An 18,198-nucleotide genomic window follows, 5' to 3' on the forward strand; every position below is an offset into this window, starting at 1 on the left:
GACCATCTCGGGCCGCGGAGTCGGCATGTCCGGCACCGCCCACAGTCCAAGGAGTACTGCATGAGCACTGAACAGACCACGGCCACCACGAAGTCGGCCGGACACGTCATCGTCGACACCCTTGAGGCGCACGGCGTCAAGCGGATCTATTCCGTTCCGGGTGAGAGCTACCTCGATGTGCTGGACGGCTTGCACCACTCCTCCATCGAGAACATCATCTGCCGCCACGAGGGCGGTGCCGCGTACATGGCCGAGGCCGACGGCAAGATGAACTCTGTTCCGGGCATCGCCATGGTGACCCGTGGCCCCGGTGCCGCCAACGCGCATGTGGGTCTGCACACTGCGTGGCAGGACTCGACCGCGATGGTCCTGTTCGTGGGCCTGATCCCGTTCGAGCACCGTGGCAAGGAGGCATTCCAGGAGTTCGATCCGCAGATGTGGTTCGAATCCGGTGCCAAACGCGTGATGATCCTGGACCACGCCAGCCGTGCCTCCGAGATCGTGGCCGAGGCCATGTTCGCCTCCACGTCCGGCCGTCCCGGGCCGGTGATCGTGGGCCTGCACGAGGACATCATCAAGGAGCAGGTCAGCTCCGAGCTGCACCCGAACATCCCCGTGGCCACCGGCGGCATGACCGTGGAGGACTGGAAGGCGCTGAACGAGGCCCTGCAGGAGTCCGACAAGCCGTTGTTCATCACCGGTGGCAACGACTGGACCACGGAGGGCGCCGAAGCCCTGACGACCTGGCTCGAGGAGCACAACATCCCCGCCGCGGCCGAATGGCGCACCGAAGGCACCGTGCCGTTCACCTCCCCCTCCTACGTGGGCCCGATCGGTTACGGCCGCCCCAAGCCGACCTATGATCTGCTCGAGGAGACCGATCTCATCGTCTTCGTTGGCACCGTCCCCGGTGACGTGGTCACGGACGGCTTCACCATCCGTCAGAATTGGGACAAGAAGAACTTCCTCGTCACCATCGACCCCTCGCTGCGCGGCCGCTCCGGCCCCGTGTCTCACCAGATCGTGGCCAAGCCGGACGTGTTCGTGAGGGATCTCGTCCGCATGGACCTGGCCGTCAAGGACTCATGGAAGGAATGGACTTCCCGCATGCGCGGTGAGCAGGAGAAGTTCGCCGCCCTGCCGTCTGCCGAGCCATCCGAGGGTCAGGCCCGCATGGACACCCTCATGGCTCACCTGGTGCCGTCGCTGCCCGAGGACGCCATGATCACCCTGGGCGCCGGTGAGCACACCAACTGGGCCCACCGTTACTTCCCGACCAACTCCTACGCCGCCATGGTCTCGGCCCGCAACGGCTCCATGGGCTACTCGGTGCCCTCCGCCGTAGCCGCGTCCCTGAACCACCCGGGCCGCCGCGTGGTGACCATCGCCGGTGACGGCGAATTCCTCATGAACGGTCAGGAGCTGGCCACCGCCGCCCAGTACGGTGCCACCCCGCTGGTGGTCGTGATGGACAACCAGGAGTACGGCACGATCCGCACCCACCAGGAGCGCGACTACCCCAACCGGGTCTCCGGAACGCAGTTGAAGAACCCGGACTTCGCGAAGATGGCCGAGGCCTTCGGTGGCTTCGGCGTGCGCGTGGAACTGGACGCCGACGTTCCGGCCGCAGTCGAGGCCGCCCTCAAGGCGATCGACGAGGAGGGCAGGTTCGCGCTCATCCACCTGATCGTGGACCAGCGGGTCAAGGCCTACTGAGCACCAGGGCCGTCGAGGCCCGCCGGCAGTTGGGGAATCTGACGCTCAAGACCGATGGTCTTTGGCGTCAGATTCCCCAACTGCCGTTAACGGCCGCCGCCATCGGTGCCGTGCTGAGCTCGGACCCACTGGACCCACTGGACCCGGATGGGTACCCGGTGCTGCACGTGGCCATCCATGCCGCCGGTAGTGACGTGGGCCACGGGCGGGAGAACCACAAGATGATGCTGGACCACTACCAGCAGACCAAGAACCTGCTCGTCTCGTACACCGAGAGCAAGCAGGGCTTCTTCTAGGCCGAACCGGTCGCCGCGGGCATGACGAGACCCCGGGTGATCCGGCTGCGTGAGGGGGACGCTGTATGCCGGGGCCCGGGGCCTCTTCCTGTCATCACTCGCACCTTGATGAGGTGCTTCCCACTGTAGGGAGCAGACCTGTTCATGGACTTGGTCGCCGCTGTGAAGGGGCTGGCAATCCGGAGGGGCGCTGGCAGGGGGTAACGGCCGGGGTTAGAGGTACCGGCCGGCCAGGCGGGTGAGGGAGGCGCGGATTCCGTTGGCGTTGTCCTGGGGGCGGCGCGTCAGCTCGAACACGCGGGCCACGGCGGGCCGGGTCCAGGAGTAGTCGAAGGTCTCGGTGACCACGGTGCTGCCGTCGCCCTGGTCCTCGAACTGCCAGCGCCAGCGGTGCCCGCCGGGATGCTGCCATTCCACCAGCTCGTTCTCGTCGGCGGCGGTGACCACGAGCTTCATGGTGTACGGGATGCCCATCATCTTCATGGCCACCGAGAACTGGTTTCCCACGGACACCAGTGAAGGCCCGCTCTTCGTGTATTGCACCGTGGCCGAGCCATCCACCTCGTGATGCCGGTGCGGGTTGGCCAGGATCTGCCACAGTTCTGCGGCGGGGGCCTGGACGCGGATCCGGTAGCTCACCTGCCGCGGCCCGGTCTCCACCGGCTCCGGCCAGCCGGCCTGCGGGGCCGACGTCGGAAGGCCGGTCTCCGTGTTGACGGCGGCTTGGGCGTCAGCCCGGCTGGTGTTCGGCTGCGGGGTGTTCTGTGGCTGGTTGCTCATGTACCCAGTGTAGGAACACCTCCGGGCTGGCGCCGCGGCTACTGTGGAGGCGTCACCCTCGAACACCCGGAGTCCTTGCCATGCCCGACGACGTCCCCGCGCCACCGCTGTTGCCGAACCATCCAGAGGTGGCCCAGAACCTCGCCTTGGGCCACGGCGGGGCGACCCCTGAGCAGCGCCAGTCGGTGTGGCTGACCCTGCGCCGGCCCGGGTGGCTCAAGACCGAGGTGCTCTCCGGGCTCGTGGTGGGGCTGGCGCTCATTCCCGAGGCCATCGCCTTCTCGCTGATCGCCGGGGTGGACCCGGCGGTCGGGTTGTTCGCGGCCGCCATCATGGCCATCTCCATCTCCTTCCTCGGGGGCCGGCCAGCCATGATCTCGGCGGCCACCGCCGCCACGGCGCTGGTCATCGCCCCCGTGGTGGTGAGTCACGGGGTGGAGTACCTCTTCGCCACGGTCATCCTCGCGGGCATCCTGCAGGTGGCGATGGGCCTGCTCGGCGTCGCCAAGCTGATGCGGTTCATCCCGCGCAGCGTGATGACCGGATTCGTCAACGCGCTCGCGATCCTCATGTTCCTGTCCCAGCTGCCGGATCTGATGGATGTCCCCTGGCTGGTCTACGTCCTGGTGGCCCTCGGCCTGGCCCTCATCTTCCTGTTCCCGCTGCTGACCAAGGCGGTGCCGGCGACCCTGGTCTCGATCATGGTGGTGACGGGCCTGGTGATCGTCACCCAGATGGCCGTGCCGACCGTCGGGGACAAAGGTGAGCTGCCACAGGCCCTGCCGGTACTGGTGCTGCCGGAGGTGCCGTTCACCCTGGAGACGCTCCAGGTGATCGCCCCCTATGCGTTCGCCATGGCCGTCGTCGGACTGATGGAGTCCCTCATGACCGCCAAGCTGGTGGACGATGTCACGGACACCGGTTCCTCCAAGACCCGGGAGTCCCTGGGTCAGGGCGGGGCGAACATCATCTCCGGGTTCTTCGGCACCATGGGCGGGTGCGCCATGATCGGCCAGACCATGATCAACACCAAGGCCAATGGGGCACGCACCCGGCTGTCCACGCTGACGGCCGGCGTCATGCTGCTGGTGCTCTCCGTGGTGCTGGGCGAGCTGGTCGGGATGGTCCCGATGGCCGCCCTGGTGGCGGTGATGGTCTATGTCTCCTGGGCCACCTTCGACTGGCACTCGATCCGTCCCTCCACGCTGCGGGCCATGCCGCTGTCCGAGACGCTGGTCATGCTGGTGACCGTGGCCGGTACCGTGGCCACCGGAAACCTCGCGGTGGGTGTGGGTCTCGGCGTGCTCGCCGCCATGGTGCTCTTCGCCCGGAGGGTGGCGCACTTCGTGACCGTCCGGCGGAGCGTCGGCCCAGAAGACCACACGCACGACGGCGGCGGGAGGGTCACGTACACCGTGGACGGTGAGCTGTTCTGGGCCTCCTCGAACGACCTCTACACGCAGTTCGACTACCTCGCGGACCCCGATCGCGTGGTCATCGACCTGACCCGGTCCCACCTGTGGGATGCCTCCACCGTGGCCAGCCTGGAAGCCATCACGGAGAAGTACGCGCGCTACGGCAAGACGGTCGAGGTGGTGGGTCTGAATGAGGCCAGCAGGGCCATGCGCGCCCGCCTCCGGGGCAAGCTTGAACGGGGTGGGTAGGCGATCACCGCCCCGTGGCCGGTCCGAGGTCGGCGACCACCTCCGCCACTGCTCGGTGACGGGCGGTGGCTTGCGAGCCCAGGGCCCGGGCCAGGACGACATCGGTGGCCGGGACCGGGTCTGCGAGGGGGAGGGGCACGACGGCATGCCCGTCGTAGGAGGTGGGCATGGCTGCTACCTGGAACATCACCGCATACCCCAACCCCCGGCCCACCAGGCCACGGGCAGTCTCGAAACCCGGGGTCCTGAAGCCGATCCGCGGTTCCAGCCCGAGGGTGGAGAAGAGTTGCTCGGTGTTGTGCAGGGTGGGTTGGACGTCCAGTGCGATGAGCGGGTCGGCGGCAATGTCGGCCAGGTGGATCCGCCCTCGCCCGGCCAGCCGGTGGCCTGCATGCACCAAGACGCTGGGCCAGTAGGCATGAACGGTCTCAATGTGCAGTTGCGAAGAGACGTCAACCCGGTACATCAGCGCGGTATCAATGCTGCCCTGTAGGAGCCGTCGGTGTAGTTCCGGGGCCGGGGCCTCGACGATCTCGAGTTCCAATCCTGGATACCGCGTTCCACAGGCGTCCATGACGGCGGGGACGTAGAACGGCGCGAGGGTGGGGAAACAACCCAGTGTAAATCGACCTGTCAGGCTGTCGCTGGTGTTCGCTGCCTCCTCGGCCAGCCGTTCTGCGCCGGAGAGTACGCCTTGGGACAGGGCAAGCACGCGGGAGCCGGCCCGGGTGAGGGTGGCGCCGTGTCCGCGGCGGCGGACCAGCAGTTGCAGACCGAGATGCCGCTCGAGGTCATCCAAGGCGAGGGCCAGAGCCGACGCGGTGACGTGGCTACGTTCCGCGGCGGCCGCCATCGAGCCCTCGCTGGCCACGGCATGGAAGTACTCAAGCTGGCGCAGGGTGAATCCAAGGGGCATAACCAATTTCCTCTGGGGTGGCTAGCGTAGAAAACATGCTAGGCATGTGAGGTGGGCCACGTCCACACTGGAGGTAAGCCGTTCCGCGCGGTCCGCATCCATTTGGAGGAACCATGCCCGAAAACCTCGAAGAAGCCATTGCCGCTGCCGGTGGAGCGGTCCCGCTGCTCTGGGAATCGCAGACCCCGCCGTCCGTGGTCCCTCGGTTGGCCCCGGAATTCACCAACTGGCGTGACGAGCAACTGGCCTGGCGGCGCACAGCGGTCATCTATGACCAGTCCCACCACATGGTGGACTTGAACCTCGCGGGCCCGGACGCGCTGAAGCTCATCAGCGACCTCGCCATCAATAGCATGAAGAATTTCCCGGTGGACAAGGCCAAGCAGTTCGTGGCCGTGAACCACCAGGGTCAGATCATCGGTGACAACATCCTGTTTCACCTGGCCGAGGACGAGTACCACGCTGTCGGGATCCCGCCGTCGATCAATTGGATGCAATATCACGCCGAGACCGGCGGGTACGACGTGACGGTCCGGCGTGACGACAGCTCTGCCGTGCGCTCCGGCCCGCCGAGGCTGTACCGCTACCAGGTCCAGGGCCCCGGGGCAATGGACGTCATTCGGGACGCGACCGGCCAGGAGCCGCCGAAGCTGAAGTTCTTCGGCATGACCCGGTTCACCATCGGTGGCAAGGAGGTCAGGGCGCTCCGCCACGGCATGGCGGGTGAGCCCGGCTTCGAGCTGTGGGGCCCGTGGGAGGAGAACGACGCCGTCCATGGCGCCCTGCTGGAGGCGGGCGCGGCCCATGGGTTGGTCCAGGTGGGGGCCCGCGCCTACCACACCAACGCCCTCGAGTCCGGGTGGCTGCCCCGCCCGCTGCCGGCCATCTACACCGACGAGCGGTTGGCCGACTACCGCCGCTGGCTGGATATGAACGCCTATGAGACGATCTCCCCGCTGGGCGGCAGCTTCCGATCGGAGAACATCGAGGACTACTACCTCACGCCGCAGGAGCTGGACTACGGCCGGATCATCGCCTTCGACCACGACTTCATCGGCCGCGAGGCCCTGGAGAAGAGGGCTGCCGCGGGAGCCGGCGGGGACCGTCGCAAGGTGACCCTGGTCTGGAACGGTGACGATGTAGCGAAGGCCTACGGATCCATGTTCCAGGAGGGGCCCGGGGCCAAGTTCATCAACCTGCCCATGGCCCTGTATGACACCTTCCACTACGACCGCGTCGAGGCCGATGGCCGGACCGTCGGGCTGTCCACCTGGACCGGCTACTCGTCCAACGAGCGGGCTATCCTCTCCCTGGCCGTGGTGGACCCCGCCGTGGCCGAGCCGGGCACCGAGGTGACGGTGCGCTGGGGCGAGGACACCCCGTCATCGAAGGCCCAGGTGGAGGATCACGTCCAGGTCTCCATCCGGGCAACGGTCCAGCCGGCACCGCTGACGGAGTATGCCCGCACGGCCTACCGGGACGACGCGACGTCTTGACCCGGCTGCCCCCGTGCCAGAAGCGGCCCGGCCCCGCCACCGTGCCGGGGCCGGACCGCTGGGGCTGTGATCCACATCACTTGTTAAGTACAATCGTCCTGGACGTCAATCACTCGCATCCGTTCACCGTCTGAAGGAGCACCGTCATGCCCGTCCGCCGCACCGAGGGGACCCCCCGCCCTCGTCGAATGCTCGCATCCGTGGCCGGAATCGCCGCCGCCGGACTCTTCCTGACCGCCTGTGCCGGCGGCGAGGCCGGGGGAGGTGGGGACGGCGAGGAATCGGTGAACCTGACCGTGGCCTCCTGGGCCAATCCGGGCAGTGTGGACGAGGCCGTCATGGAGTACTGGACCGGGGAGGTCGAGAACCGCTCGGAGGGTCGCATCACCTTCGACATCTCTTATGCGGCGTCTCTCTGTAGCGCCGACGAGATCCCCGAGTGTGTCCGTGACGGCCGTGCCGACGTCGGGCAGACGATCGCCGACTATGCCCCGCAGCTCTTCCCGCAGACCACCGTGGTGAGCATCCCGTTCCTCACGCAGAACAATCAGGCGTTCACCCAGGCGATCTGGGAGTTAAGCACCGAACACGAAGGTGCGGCGGGCCTCTGGGAGGGCAACGGTCTGAAGATGATCGGCCACAACCCCGCCGGCCGCCTGTTGCTGGGCAGCAAGGAGCCGGTCGAGTCGATGGACGACATCGCCGGCAAGCGGTGGCGCATGGCCGGGCCGTACACGCAGATGGCGATCGAGTCGGCCGGCGGGAGCAACGTCGCCCTGACCGCCCCGGAGACGTATGAAGGCGTCGAGCGCGGCATCGCCGACGCAGCGGGGTTCCCCATGGACGGGTTGATGTCCTTCCAGCTCAAGGACATCCTCCCCAACTGGACCGACCCCGGCCTCGGCCAGTACACGAGCACGGGACTGTGGATGAACCTCGACACGTATGAGGGGCTTCCGGATGACCTCAAGCAGATCGTCGATGAGGTGAACGAGGACTATAACCACGGAGGTGTGGCCACCGTCTTCGAGGAGATCACCCTCGAGCAGTGTGACCCCGTCCTGGAGACGATCGGGCAGATCGAGGAGTGGGACGACGCCGAGTCCGAGCGCTGGCGCGAGGCCTTGGGGACCGCACCCGAGGAGAAGTGGATCGCGGATGCCGAGGCCGCTGGCCTCGAGGACGCCGAGGGCTACCTGGAGATGTACAAGGAGAAGATGGACTCCTTTGAGGGCGAGACCCCGAAGGACCCTTCGCTGGTCTGTTCAGACCGCGCCTGACCACTCCACCCTCCATGCGGGCGTGGACGCCGTCCTTCGGTGCCCCCGTCCGTTCCGGGAAGGAACGCCATGCCGACCACACCCACCGCCAGACGTCCGGGCGTTCTGCGCAGGATCGCCCGGGGCATCGCCGTGCCCCTCGGGGCACTGGCCTCACTGTCGACGATCGCGATCATGATCGCGATCGCCATCGACGTCATCGTCCGCAACACCAGCGGGCAATCGGTCCCCGGATTGCTCGAGATGAGTGAGAGCGCCCTCGTCGCCACGGTCTTCCTCGGCCTGGCCTATGCCGGGGTCACCAACTCCCATGTCGCCGTCGATCTGCTCACCGAGGCGTTGCCCCGGGCGGTGTCCCGCGTCCTCATCGGTGTCGCCTGGATAATCGGAGTCCTCGTCTCAGCCGGGTTCGTGCTGGCGACCTTCGAGCGGGCCGTCGAGAGCACCGTGTCCAATGAACTGCGCCAGGGCCTGGTGGACTGGCCCCTCTGGCCGTCGCGTTGGCTGGTGGTCATCGGTTTTGCGGCCTTCCTGGTGGTCGCCGTCGTCAACGTCGTCCTGATCGTGCGCGGGGAACCTCTGCTCGGCGAGGACCGGGTGGACCCGGACCTCGCCGCCGCCCAGCAGGCGCGGCAGCAGGTTCCCGAGCGGGGACCCGAGCAGGCTTCTGAGGGTGGGCAGTCATGACCACTGGATTCATCGTTCTCCTGGTCCTGGTCCTACTGGTGGCCCTGTTGGCGATCCGGATGCCGGTGTGGCTGGCCCTGGCCACTTCTGGGGGCGTGGGCCTCCTGCTGCTCCGTGACGAGGTCTTCGTCACCCGCACGCTGGCCTCGGTCCCCTTCGAACAGACCTCCACCTTTTCGCTGACGATCATCCCGATGTTCATCCTGATGGGCATCTTTGCGGTCAAGGCGAGGATCGCCGGCCAGGTCTTCGAGATCGCCCGGCGGGTTTTCCTGCGTGTTCCCGGTGGACTCGGGATCTCCACCGTGGCCGCTTGTGCCGGGTTCGCCGCCGTTTCCGGTTCCAGCATCGGCACGGCAGCCACCATGTCGCGGTTGTCCATCGGGGAGATGCGGAAGGCGGGCTACCCGCCGAGCCTGGCCGGCGCCTTGGTAGCGGTGGCGGGGACGCTGGGCGCGATGATCCCGCCGAGCGTGTTCCTCGTGCTCTACGCGATTCTGTCCGGTGAGTCGATCGGCCAGATGCTGGCCGCCGGAATCATCCCCGGCGTCCTCTCCGCCGTGGCCTACATGATCTACATCCTGTTCCGAACCCGGAACTTGGCCTTGGGTGCGGTCGAGACCGGCGGGTTGTCCACCGAGCTGGAGGCCGCGGCGGCCGATCGGAAGAAAGTCCTCTGGGCCGAGCTGCCCTACCGGGGCCTGGTCCGTCTGGCCGTTCTGTTCATCATCATCATGGGCGGAATCTACTCCGGGTTGTTCACCCCCACGGAGTCGGCTGCCATCGGCGCGTTGGCCGCTGCGGTCATGCTTGTCCTCGAGTTCCGCAAGGACGGACTGCGCACGGCGGCCAGGGAGTTCATCGATGCCCTCAAGGAGACGGCGCAGACCACCTCCATGGTGTTCGCCATCATCGTGGGCTCCGGGGTTCTCTCGCTGTTCTTCGTGGTGGCCCGGGTACCTCAGACCTTGGCCGGGTCCCTGACAGGATTGGAGCTGCCCGGGTGGGTCATCCTGGCCGGGTTGTTGGCCTTGCTGATTCCCATGGGAATGGCATTGGAATCCATCTCCATCATGGTCATCACGGTCCCGCTGATCTACCCGGTGGCCATGGACTTCGGATTCGACGGGGTCTGGCTCGGCATCCTCATCGTGAAGCTGATCGAGATCGGCATGGTGACCCCGCCCGTCGGTATCAATGCCTTCGTGGTGGCTGGCACCTCAGGCCTTCGCTCCAGTGAGGTGTTCCGTGGGATCTGGCCGTTCATTCTCATGGAGCTTGTGATGATCGTCGTGCTGTTCGCGGTGCCGGACATCGTCTTGTGGCTGCCGTCCCTGGTCGTGGAATGAGTGCGAGGATAGCGCCCATGAGACCCGACGACCTCGACGCCCGTCTGATCCAGCTACTCACGGACGAACCACAACTGCCCGTTCTGGAATGTGCCCGGCGGCTGGGTGTGGCCCGCGGCACCGTGACCAGCCGGCTGGCCCGCCTCCACGCGAGCGGCGTGGTCTCTGCGATCGTCCCCCAGGTCGATCCTGCGGGATTCGGCTATGACCTGGTGGCCTTCTGCTTCGTGGACATCATCCAGAACGTGGGGCATGGGCCGGTGACGGAGGCGATCCTCTCGGCCATCCCCGAGGTCACCGACCTCTACACGGTCACCGGAGACCATGACCTGCACTTGCGCGTGGTGGCCCGCAACGGCCAGGACCTGCAGGACGTGCTGGACCGGATCTCCCAGCTGGCCGGCGTGGCCCGCACCTCGTCCTCCCTGGCCCTGCGCACCCACATCCAGGGGCGCACGCTGCCTTTGCTGCACGCGGTGGCCGACTCGGCGTCGTGAGGTCGTGCGGGCGGGGCATCGCTGGTCAGGCTGTCCAGTGGATGGCCCAGAGTGACGGTCAGAATGTACAGGGTGTTCAGCTGGAACGGGCTCGATTGCGTAGCGCGAGGTCGGCGGACACACTACTCGGCAAGACCTGACTTCCATCTCGCCGAGGAGATCCACCGTGACAGCTGCACCCGCCCCGACCGCCTCGCGCACCGAGCCCGCCGCACTCACCGCGACGGCTGAGCCTGCCGACCTCGCAGGGACCTTCGGTGACTCCACCAGCTCCGCCGACTCCTCTGGTTCTGCCCTGCGTGCCACCGTCCCCCAGGCCGTGGCCGGCGTGGTGCGGGGGAACGCCGACCTGCTCTTCGGCCTCATGGGCAACGGCAACGCCCACCTGATCAGTGAGCTGACCAGTACGGGGTTCCCGCTTGTCACCGTGCGCCATGAGGCCGGGGCCGTGGCTGCCGCTGATGCCTATCACCGAGCCTCGGGCCGCATCGGGACTGCGACCGTCACCTACGGTGCCGGCTTCACCAATACCCTCACGGCACTGGCCGAGGCGTCACTGGCCCGGATCCCGCTGGTGCTGATCGTGGGCGATGCCCCCACCACGGGGCCCCGCTTCTTCGACATCGACCAGGTAGGGATGGCCGCTGCGGCCGGCGTGGAGACCATCCGCCTGGATGACCGGGATCCGGCTGCGCAGGTGCGGGACGCCTACGCCCGCGCAGCGTCCGAGCGGCGGCCCGTCGTCGTCGCGATCCCGTACGACCTCGTCGAGACTCCGGTGCGCACCTCGGCGGGGAGTGCCGGGGCAGTGGCGGTGGACGACTCGCCGATCGGTGGCTCGCCGGAGGGCGGCGGGCCCACCGAGGCTGAACTGGAGCCGCTGGCCGCCGCCTTGCGCGCGGCGGAGCGGCCACTGCTCGTCGCCGGCCGGGGCGTACTGGACTCCCCGGGCGGGCCGGAGGAGCTGCGGAACCTGGCTGACCGATTGGGTGCCCTGCTGGCGACCTCCGTGATGGCCCGCAACGTGGCCGGACCCGAGGGCGACCTGGGCATTGCCGGTGGCTTCGGCCGCCTGGAGCGGGTGGAGATCATGCGCCAGGCCGATGTGGTGCTGGTGGTCGGTGCCAGCATGAACCCCTTCCAGATGCGCTATGGCACGGTCTTCAGTCCTGAGGCCACCGTGCTGCAGATCGACCTCGATTCGCAGCGCCGTCATCAGTGCACCGAGCACTTCCTGTTGGCCGACGCCGGCCGTGCCCTGCGGTCGCTCGGTGATCGCCTCGGTGTCGACCCGATGGAGAGCGGCGGGGCCGGCGGCGGCTGGCGGGCCCGCCAACCGATTCCGCCTGCTCCGCGCCTGGGTGCGTCACTCGAGACGCAGCAGGTGGGGGCCGGCGTCGCGCCCCGGGGGTTGGCTCCGGATGGCCGGCTGGACCCGCGCGCCATGTCGCTGGCCCTGGAGGAAATCCTCCCCGAGGAGCGGACCTTCGTGCAGGACGGCGGGCACTTCATCGGCTGGGTCCCGCTCATGTGCTGCGTCCCGGACGCTCGCTCGCACCTCTTCGTCGGCACCGCCTTCCAGTCGATCGGCCTCGGGTTCCCCTCCGCCGTCGGTGCCGCGGTGGCCCGGCCGGACCGGACCACCGTGCTGGTGACGGGGGACGGGGGCGGACTCATGGCCCTGGCTGACCTGGAGAGCTTCGTGAAGCAGGCCCGCTCCGGCGTCGTGGTGGTCTTCAACGACGCCGCCTACGGGGCCGAGCTGCATCAGTACGCCGCCCGAGGGCTGGATGATCAGGCCATGCTCATCGATGAGGTCGACTTCGCCGCCGTGGGACGCGCCTTCGGGGCCGAGGGGATCAAAGCACGGAGCCTGCAGGACCTGGATGCCCTGCGTGACTGGGTGGACCGGGGTGCCGAGGGCGTGTTCGTGCTCGACCTGCCGATCTCCCAGGACGTCGTGGCCGAGTACATGGCCGAGTCCATGGCGGGTGCCGTGCCGGCACCGCGCCCGCTGCCCGTCGGCTGACTCCGGCGCGTTGATGGTGCTTTCGCTGGCCGCCTGACCAGGTACTGAGAACGATCTGGCCGGAGGGTCGTCAGGACGACTCATGTCGTCGAAAACAGGGCTGGGGCCGGGACAGGATGTCCCGGCCCCAGCCCTGTATGTCGGCACGCGATGCACGCTCCGGCGGGGCGCCTGCCGCGCCGGGAAAACCTGGGGTGTTCAACGTCACGCTGAATCGTATACGATCAGAGGTGAACGAGACGGGCGCCACAGTGGGCCCGGAGTCCAGAGGGCCGGCGTCACGCCGGTGGAGCACCTGGACTCGGACGCCGACAGGAGCAAGAGACCATGACCGAGACCCCCGCAGTGGACCATCAGGCCGGCCAGGCCCCGGGCCCGGTGGACTTCTCCGACCGGAGCCACCGCCCCGGCAAGATCATCGCCCTGCACCTGAACTACCCCTCCCGCATCGCCCAGCGCGGACGGTCACCGAAGTTCCCGGGCTACTTCCTCAAGGCCGGCTCCTCCGTGGCCCGCAGTGGAGACGCCATCGAGCGCCCCGAGGGCACCGAGCTGCTGGCCTACGAGGGTGAGATTGCGCTGATCCTTGGCGAGACCTGCCGCCGGGTGTCCCCCGAAGAAGGCTGGTCCAAGGTCTCCGGCATCACCGCGGCCAACGACTGGGGTCTCTACGACCTGCGCCATGCGGACAAGGGCTCCAACCTCAAGAACAAGTCCGGAGACGGATACACCCCGCTCGGTCCGAACGTCATCCCGGCTGCCGGCCTGGACCCGGCGGGGCTCCGCGTGCGCACCTGGGTCAACGGCGAGCTGACGCAGGACGACACCACGGAGGGACTCGTGTTCCCCTTCGGCCAGCTGATCGCCGACCTCTCCCAGCTGATGACCCTCGAGACTGGGGACGTCATCCTGACCGGCACCCCGGCCGGCTCCTCCGTGGCCCAGCCCGGGGACGTCGTCGAGGTGGAGGTGGACGCTCCGCAGGCACCCGGTGCCCCCAGCACCGGCCGCCTCGTCACCCCCGTGCGCTCCTCCGGCCAGGCCCTGCCCGACTTCGGTGCCCAGCCGCAGGTGGACGACACCCAGCGTGCGGAGGCCTGGGGCTCTCGCGAGGCCGCCGGGCTGCCAGCCACCGAGAGTGCCGAACCGTCCACCGGGACGGACGAGGCCGGCGTCGAGCCCTACCGCTATGTGCCGAACACGCCCGCCGCGGACCGCACCCTGCTGACCGCCGAGCTGCGGGCCAAGATCGAGGAGACCGCGGTCGCCACCCTCACCGCCCAGCTGCGCAAGCGCGGCATCGACAACGCCACCATCGATGGCGTGCGCCCCACCCACCCGGGCCAGCGCATCCTCGGCTACGCCAAGACTCTGCGCTACGTGCCCAATCGCGAGGACCTGTTCAAGCGTTTCGGCGGCGGGTTCAACGCCCAGAAGCGCGCCATGGACACCGTGGAGCCGGACGACGTGGTCGTCATGGAGGCCCGCGGTGAGACGGGCACCGGCACCCTCGGAGATGTCCTGGCGTTGCGCGCCCAGGTCCGCGGCGCAACGGCGGTGGTGACCGACGGCGGCGTGCGGGACTCCGCGGCCGTCGCCGAGGTCGGCCTGCAGGTCTACGCCAACGGCGCGCACCCGGCCGTGCTCGGCCGACGCCACATCCCCTGGGAGGTGGGCGGCACGATCGCCTGCGGCGGCACCACCGTCCAGCCCGGGGACATCATCATCGGCGACGACGACGGTGTGGTGGTGGTTCCCCCGGCCCTGCTGGAGGAAGTCGTCAATGACGCCTATGAGCAGGAGCAGCAGGACGCCTGGGTGTTTGACCGCGTGGCCGAGGGGCACCCGGTGGACGGACTGTTCCCGCCGAACGCCGAGTGGAAGGCGAAATATGCGGACTACCGGGCGAGCCGTGTGAACCGGGACGAGCGATGACCACGATCACCGCCGACACGGCCGGGCGAGACCCAGGGGACCGGGGGACAGGCGATCAGGACGCCGGGACGGGTTCGTCCAAGGCGGACTTGGCCTACCAGCGGATCCTGTCCGGCATCAACGCCGGCCGTTACGCCCCCGGTGCCCGCCTGGTGCTCGCCCAGCTCGCCGCCGAACTCGAGATGTCCGTGGTCCCCGTGCGGGAGGCCATCCGGCGCCTGCAGTCGGAGTCGGTCGTGGCCTACACGCGCAACGTCGGGGCGACCGTGATCGGGATCGATCCGGAGATCTACCACGACACCATGGAGACCCTGGCGCTGGTCGAGGGATACTCCACGGCACTGTGCGCCCCCCTGATCACCCCCGAGGAGATCGAGAGGGCGCGAGCCATCAACGAGCGGATGCGAGGACTCCTGGCGGACTTCAACGCCGTGGAGTTCACCCGCCTCAACAAGGAATTTCACTCCGTGCTGTTCGAACACCACCAGAACAGCCACATCCTGGACCTCGTCCACCGTGGCTGGGCCCGCCTGGCGGCACTGCGTTCCTCGACCTTCGCCTACGTGCCCCACCGTGCCGACCGCTCGGTGGCCGAACATGACCACCTGCTGGACCTGATCGCCGCCGGCGCCGAGTTCGGAGCGGTGGAGCAGGCCGCCCGTCACCACCGACTCAACACCCTGAACGCCTACCTGGACCACGTCGCCGCCAGCAGCGGCGACGCCGACTCATCATCTGTCTGACGACCGAGAGGACCATCATGACTGCCCAGAGCAATGACTTCGTTCCCGCGAACCTGCCTTCATCGATCCAGCACTACATCGGTGGCCAGCACGTCGACTCCATCGATGGGGACACCTTCGACGTGCTGAACCCGGTCACCAACCAGCCCTACCTGCAGGCCGCCTCCGGCAAGGTCGCGGACATCGATGCCGCCGTGGCCGCCGCCAAGGACGCCTTCGAGAACGGCCCGTGGCCGACCATGCTTCCGCGCGAGCGCTCCCGGGTGCTGCACAAGATCGCGGACATCGTGGAGACCCGCGGCCAGGAGCTGGCTGAGATGGAGTGCTACGACACCGGATTGCCGATCTCCCAAGCCCTGGGCCAGGCCCGCCGTGCCGCCGAGAACTTCCGCTTCTTCGCGGACCTGATCGTGGCGCAGCACGATGACGCGTTCAAGGTCCCCGGCCGCCAGGCGAACTACGTCAACCGCAAGCCGATCGGCGTGGCCGGGCTCATCACCCCGTGGAACACCCCGTTCATGCTCGAGTCCTGGAAGCTCGGCCCGGCCATCGCTACCGGCAACACCGTGGTGCTCAAGCCGGCGGAGTTCACCCCGCTCTCCGCCTCCCTCTGGCCGGGCATCTTCGAGGAGGCCGGGCTGCCGGCCGGTGTGTTCAACATGGTCCACGGCTACGGCGAGGAGGGCTTCGCCGGGGACTCCCTGGTGAAGCACCCGGACGTGCCGCTGATCTCCTTCACCGGCGAGTCCCGCACCGGACAGATCATCTTCGGCAACGCCGCCCCGTACCTCAAGGGCCTGTCGATGGAGCTGGGCGGCAAGTCCCCCGCCGTGGTCTTCGAGGACGCGGACCTGGACGCGGCGATCGACGCCACCGTCTTCGGGGTCTTCTCCCTCAACGGCGAACGCTGCACCGCGGGCTCCCGCATCCTGGTCCAGCGCGGCATCTACGACGAGTTCGTGGAGCGCTACTCGGCCCAGGCGAAGCGCGTGAAGGTCGGCTTGCCACATGAGGAGTCCACCGAGGTCGGTGCCCTGGTCCACCCGGAGCACTTCGAGAAGGTCATGTCCTACGTGGAGATCGGCAAGTCCGAGGCCCGCCTGACCGCCGGCGGCGGCCGCCCGGAGGAGTTCCCCGAGGGCAATTTCATCCAGCCGACCGTGTTCGCGGACGTCTCCCCGGAGGCCCGCATCTTCCAGGAGGAGATCTTCGGCCCGGTGGTGGCCATCACCCCGTTCGACACGGACGAGGAGGCTCTCGAGCTGGCCAACAACACCAAGTACGGCCTGGCCGCATACATCTGGACGAACGACCTGAAGCGCTCCCACAACTTTGCCCAGAACGTTGAGGCGGGCATGGTGTGGCTGAACTCCAACAACGTCCGCGACCTGCGCACCCCCTTCGGCGGCGTGAAGGCCTCCGGCCTGGGGCACGAGGGCGGTTACCGCTCGATCGACTTCTACACCGACCAGCAGGCCGTTCACATCAACCTCGGTGAGGTCCACAACCCGGTCTTCGGCCGGCAGGAGCAGGCCGCCGAGGAGCTCCAGGCGTGACCGGCCGCGGCCTCTCCACACCGCATCGGCTGACTGCACCGTCTTCGCCGTCTTCCCCGTTGTCCCCCACAGAGTAAGGACCATCATGACCCACCTTGACGACCGGACGATGACGTCCTCCGGCTTCTATGTCTCTCAGGAAGCCCCCATCGTGTCCGACAACCCCGTCCCGACCCCGCAGGCCCCGGCCCCGGACATCCTGCGCTGCGCCTACATGGAGCTGGTGGTCACGGACCTGCAGCGCTCCCGCGAGTTCTACGTGGACGTGCTCGGCCTGACCGTCACCGAAGAGGACGAGAACACGATCTACCTGCGGTCGCTGGAGGAGTTCATCCACCACAACCTGGTCCTGCGCAAGGGCCCGGTGGCCGCCGTCGCCGTCTTCTCCTACCGTGTGCGCAGCCCGGAGGACCTGGACAAGGCCGTGGCCTTCTACGAGGAGCTCGGCTGCCGTGTGGAGCGCCGCAAGGAGGGATTCACGAAGGGCATCGGTGACTCGGTGCGCGTGGAGGACCCGATGGGCTTCCCCTACGAGTTCTTCCACGAGGTGGAGCACGTCGAGCGTCTGGCCTGGCGCTATGACCTGTACACCCCGGGTGCGCTGGTCCGGCTGGACCACTTCAATCAGGTCACCCCCGACGTTCCGAGGGCCACGAAGTTCATGCAGGACCTGGGCTTCCGCGTCACCGAGGACATCCAGGACGACGAGGGCACCGTGTATGCCGCCTGGATGCGCCGCAAGTCGACCGTGCATGACACGGCCATGACCGGCGGAGACGGCCCCCGCATGCATCACGTCGCCTTCGCCACCCACGAAAAGCACAACATCCTGGCGATCTGCGACAAGATGGGCGCCCTGCGCATCTCGGACCGGATCGAGCGCGGTCCCGGCCGGCACGGCGTGTCCAATGCGTTCTACCTGTACATCCTGGACCCGGACGGCCACCGGATCGAGATCTACACCCAGGACTACTACACCGGCGACCCGGACAACCCGGTCGTCACGTGGGACGTGCATGACAATCAGCGCCGCGACTTCTGGGGCAACCCGGTCGTCCCCTCCTGGTACACCGAGGCCTCCCTCGTGCTGGACCTGGACGGCAACCCGAAGAAGGTCACGGCCCGGGAGGACAAGTCCGAGATGGACGTGACCATCGGCGCCGACGGCTTCTCCTACACCCGTCCCGGCGACGAGGACGGCACCTACCAGGGTGAGGCCGCCAAGGGATTCAAACTCGGACACCAGCTGTAGAG

The 18,198-nt window shown here is 67.8% G+C and carries 15 protein-coding genes; 13 read left to right on the forward strand and 2 right to left on the reverse strand.

What is annotated here, in order from left to right; genetic code table 11:
• Positions 1-60: 60 nt before the first annotated feature.
• Positions 61-1,716, forward strand: coding sequence for a thiamine pyrophosphate-dependent enzyme (locus ABD134_RS09810; protein WP_344229019.1), 1,656 nt, complete (start codon positions 61-63; stop codon positions 1,714-1,716).
• Between the two features lie 29 nt (positions 1,717-1,745).
• On the forward strand, positions 1,746-2,012 hold the full coding sequence (locus ABD134_RS09815) for a hypothetical protein (protein WP_344230947.1): 267 nt from the start codon (positions 1,746-1,748) through the stop codon (positions 2,010-2,012).
• Positions 2,013-2,225: 213 nt separating this feature from the next.
• Here the strand turns inward: ABD134_RS09815 and ABD134_RS09820 are convergent, their stop codons facing one another.
• Positions 2,226-2,792: an SRPBCC family protein gene (locus ABD134_RS09820; protein ID WP_344229021.1), complete on the reverse strand. Its 567-nt coding sequence runs from the start codon at positions 2,790-2,792 to the stop codon at positions 2,226-2,228.
• Between the two features lie 80 nt (positions 2,793-2,872).
• Between ABD134_RS09820 and ABD134_RS09825 the strand changes: the two genes are divergently transcribed.
• The gene (locus ABD134_RS09825; protein WP_344229023.1) at positions 2,873-4,456 is read left to right on the forward strand and encodes a SulP family inorganic anion transporter; all 1,584 of its coding nucleotides are present in this window, start codon (positions 2,873-2,875) and stop codon (positions 4,454-4,456) included.
• 4 nt (positions 4,457-4,460) lie between these two features.
• On the opposite strand, the gene ABD134_RS09830 is transcribed toward ABD134_RS09825, so the two are convergent.
• Positions 4,461-5,372, reverse strand: coding sequence for a LysR family transcriptional regulator (locus tag ABD134_RS09830; protein ID WP_344229025.1), 912 nt, complete (start codon positions 5,370-5,372; stop codon positions 4,461-4,463).
• Positions 5,373-5,485: 113 nt separating this feature from the next.
• Between ABD134_RS09830 and ABD134_RS09835 the strand changes: the two genes are divergently transcribed.
• The 10 genes from ABD134_RS09835 to hpaD all read left to right on the forward strand — a co-directional run bounded on the left by ABD134_RS09835 (position 5,486) and on the right by hpaD (position 18,196).
• Positions 5,486-6,868 (forward strand): aminomethyl transferase family protein, encoded by a 1,383-nt coding sequence (locus tag ABD134_RS09835; RefSeq protein WP_344229027.1) that lies wholly within the window; start codon positions 5,486-5,488, stop codon positions 6,866-6,868.
• Positions 6,869-7,014: 146 nt separating this feature from the next.
• Complete coding sequence (gene dctP, locus ABD134_RS09840) at positions 7,015-8,148, forward strand: TRAP transporter substrate-binding protein DctP (RefSeq protein WP_344229029.1); 1,134 nt, start codon at positions 7,015-7,017, stop codon at positions 8,146-8,148.
• A gap of 69 nt (positions 8,149-8,217) precedes the next feature.
• Positions 8,218-8,835, forward strand: coding sequence for a TRAP transporter small permease (locus tag ABD134_RS09845; RefSeq protein ID WP_344229031.1), 618 nt, complete (start codon positions 8,218-8,220; stop codon positions 8,833-8,835).
• Positions 8,832-10,184 carry a TRAP transporter large permease gene (locus ABD134_RS09850; protein WP_344229033.1) on the forward strand — a complete coding sequence of 451 codons (1,353 nt, stop codon included), beginning with the start codon at positions 8,832-8,834 and terminating at the stop codon, positions 10,182-10,184. The genes ABD134_RS09845 and ABD134_RS09850 overlap by 4 nt, the downstream gene beginning before the upstream one ends.
• Positions 10,185-10,201: 17 nt before the next feature.
• Positions 10,202-10,681, forward strand: coding sequence for an Lrp/AsnC family transcriptional regulator (locus ABD134_RS09855; protein ID WP_344229035.1), 480 nt, complete (start codon positions 10,202-10,204; stop codon positions 10,679-10,681).
• Positions 10,682-10,847: 166 nt separating this feature from the next.
• Complete coding sequence (locus tag ABD134_RS09860; RefSeq protein ID WP_344229037.1) at positions 10,848-12,710, forward strand: thiamine pyrophosphate-binding protein; 1,863 nt, start codon at positions 10,848-10,850, stop codon at positions 12,708-12,710.
• A gap of 327 nt (positions 12,711-13,037) precedes the next feature.
• Positions 13,038-14,645 (forward strand): fumarylacetoacetate hydrolase family protein, encoded by a 1,608-nt coding sequence (locus ABD134_RS09865; protein ID WP_344229039.1) that lies wholly within the window; start codon positions 13,038-13,040, stop codon positions 14,643-14,645.
• A complete protein-coding gene (locus tag ABD134_RS09870) occupies positions 14,642-15,388 on the forward strand; it encodes a GntR family transcriptional regulator (RefSeq protein ID WP_344229041.1) in 747 nt (248 codons plus the stop codon). The genes ABD134_RS09865 and ABD134_RS09870 overlap by 4 nt, the downstream gene beginning before the upstream one ends.
• A gap of 17 nt (positions 15,389-15,405) precedes the next feature.
• A complete protein-coding gene (gene hpaE / locus ABD134_RS09875; RefSeq protein WP_344229043.1) occupies positions 15,406-16,944 on the forward strand; it encodes a 5-carboxymethyl-2-hydroxymuconate semialdehyde dehydrogenase in 1,539 nt (512 codons plus the stop codon).
• An 85-nt stretch (positions 16,945-17,029) separates the two neighbouring features.
• Positions 17,030-18,196 carry a 3,4-dihydroxyphenylacetate 2,3-dioxygenase gene (gene hpaD, locus ABD134_RS09880; RefSeq protein ID WP_344229046.1) on the forward strand — a complete coding sequence of 389 codons (1,167 nt, stop codon included), beginning with the start codon at positions 17,030-17,032 and terminating at the stop codon, positions 18,194-18,196.
• Positions 18,197-18,198 lie beyond the last annotated feature (2 nt).

The sequence above is a fragment of the Citricoccus alkalitolerans genome (assembly GCF_039528175.1).
In the GTDB taxonomy this organism is placed as follows: Bacteria; Actinomycetota; Actinomycetes; order Actinomycetales; family Micrococcaceae; genus Citricoccus; species Citricoccus alkalitolerans.

Excerpts from the sequence above, each read along its gene's own strand:
- ABD134_RS09810 (WP_344229019.1), top strand. The coding sequence starts at position 61 with ATGAGCACTGAACAGACCACGGCCACCACGAAGTCGGCCGGACACGTC.
- ABD134_RS09820 (WP_344229021.1), bottom strand. The coding sequence starts at position 2,792 with ATGAGCAACCAGCCACAGAACACCCCGCAGCCGAACACCAGCCGGGCT.
- ABD134_RS09825 (WP_344229023.1), top strand. The coding sequence starts at position 2,873 with ATGCCCGACGACGTCCCCGCGCCACCGCTGTTGCCGAACCATCCAGAG.
- ABD134_RS09830 (WP_344229025.1), bottom strand. The coding sequence starts at position 5,372 with ATGCCCCTTGGATTCACCCTGCGCCAGCTTGAGTACTTCCATGCCGTG.
- ABD134_RS09835 (WP_344229027.1), top strand. The coding sequence starts at position 5,486 with ATGCCCGAAAACCTCGAAGAAGCCATTGCCGCTGCCGGTGGAGCGGTC.
- dctP (WP_344229029.1), top strand. The coding sequence starts at position 7,015 with ATGCCCGTCCGCCGCACCGAGGGGACCCCCCGCCCTCGTCGAATGCTC.
- ABD134_RS09845 (WP_344229031.1), top strand. The coding sequence starts at position 8,218 with ATGCCGACCACACCCACCGCCAGACGTCCGGGCGTTCTGCGCAGGATC.
- ABD134_RS09850 (WP_344229033.1), top strand. The coding sequence starts at position 8,832 with ATGACCACTGGATTCATCGTTCTCCTGGTCCTGGTCCTACTGGTGGCC.
- ABD134_RS09855 (WP_344229035.1), top strand. The coding sequence starts at position 10,202 with ATGAGACCCGACGACCTCGACGCCCGTCTGATCCAGCTACTCACGGAC.
- ABD134_RS09865 (WP_344229039.1), top strand. The coding sequence starts at position 13,038 with ATGACCGAGACCCCCGCAGTGGACCATCAGGCCGGCCAGGCCCCGGGC.
- ABD134_RS09870 (WP_344229041.1), top strand. The coding sequence starts at position 14,642 with ATGACCACGATCACCGCCGACACGGCCGGGCGAGACCCAGGGGACCGG.
- hpaE (WP_344229043.1), top strand. The coding sequence starts at position 15,406 with ATGACTGCCCAGAGCAATGACTTCGTTCCCGCGAACCTGCCTTCATCG.
- hpaD (WP_344229046.1), top strand. The coding sequence starts at position 17,030 with ATGACCCACCTTGACGACCGGACGATGACGTCCTCCGGCTTCTATGTC.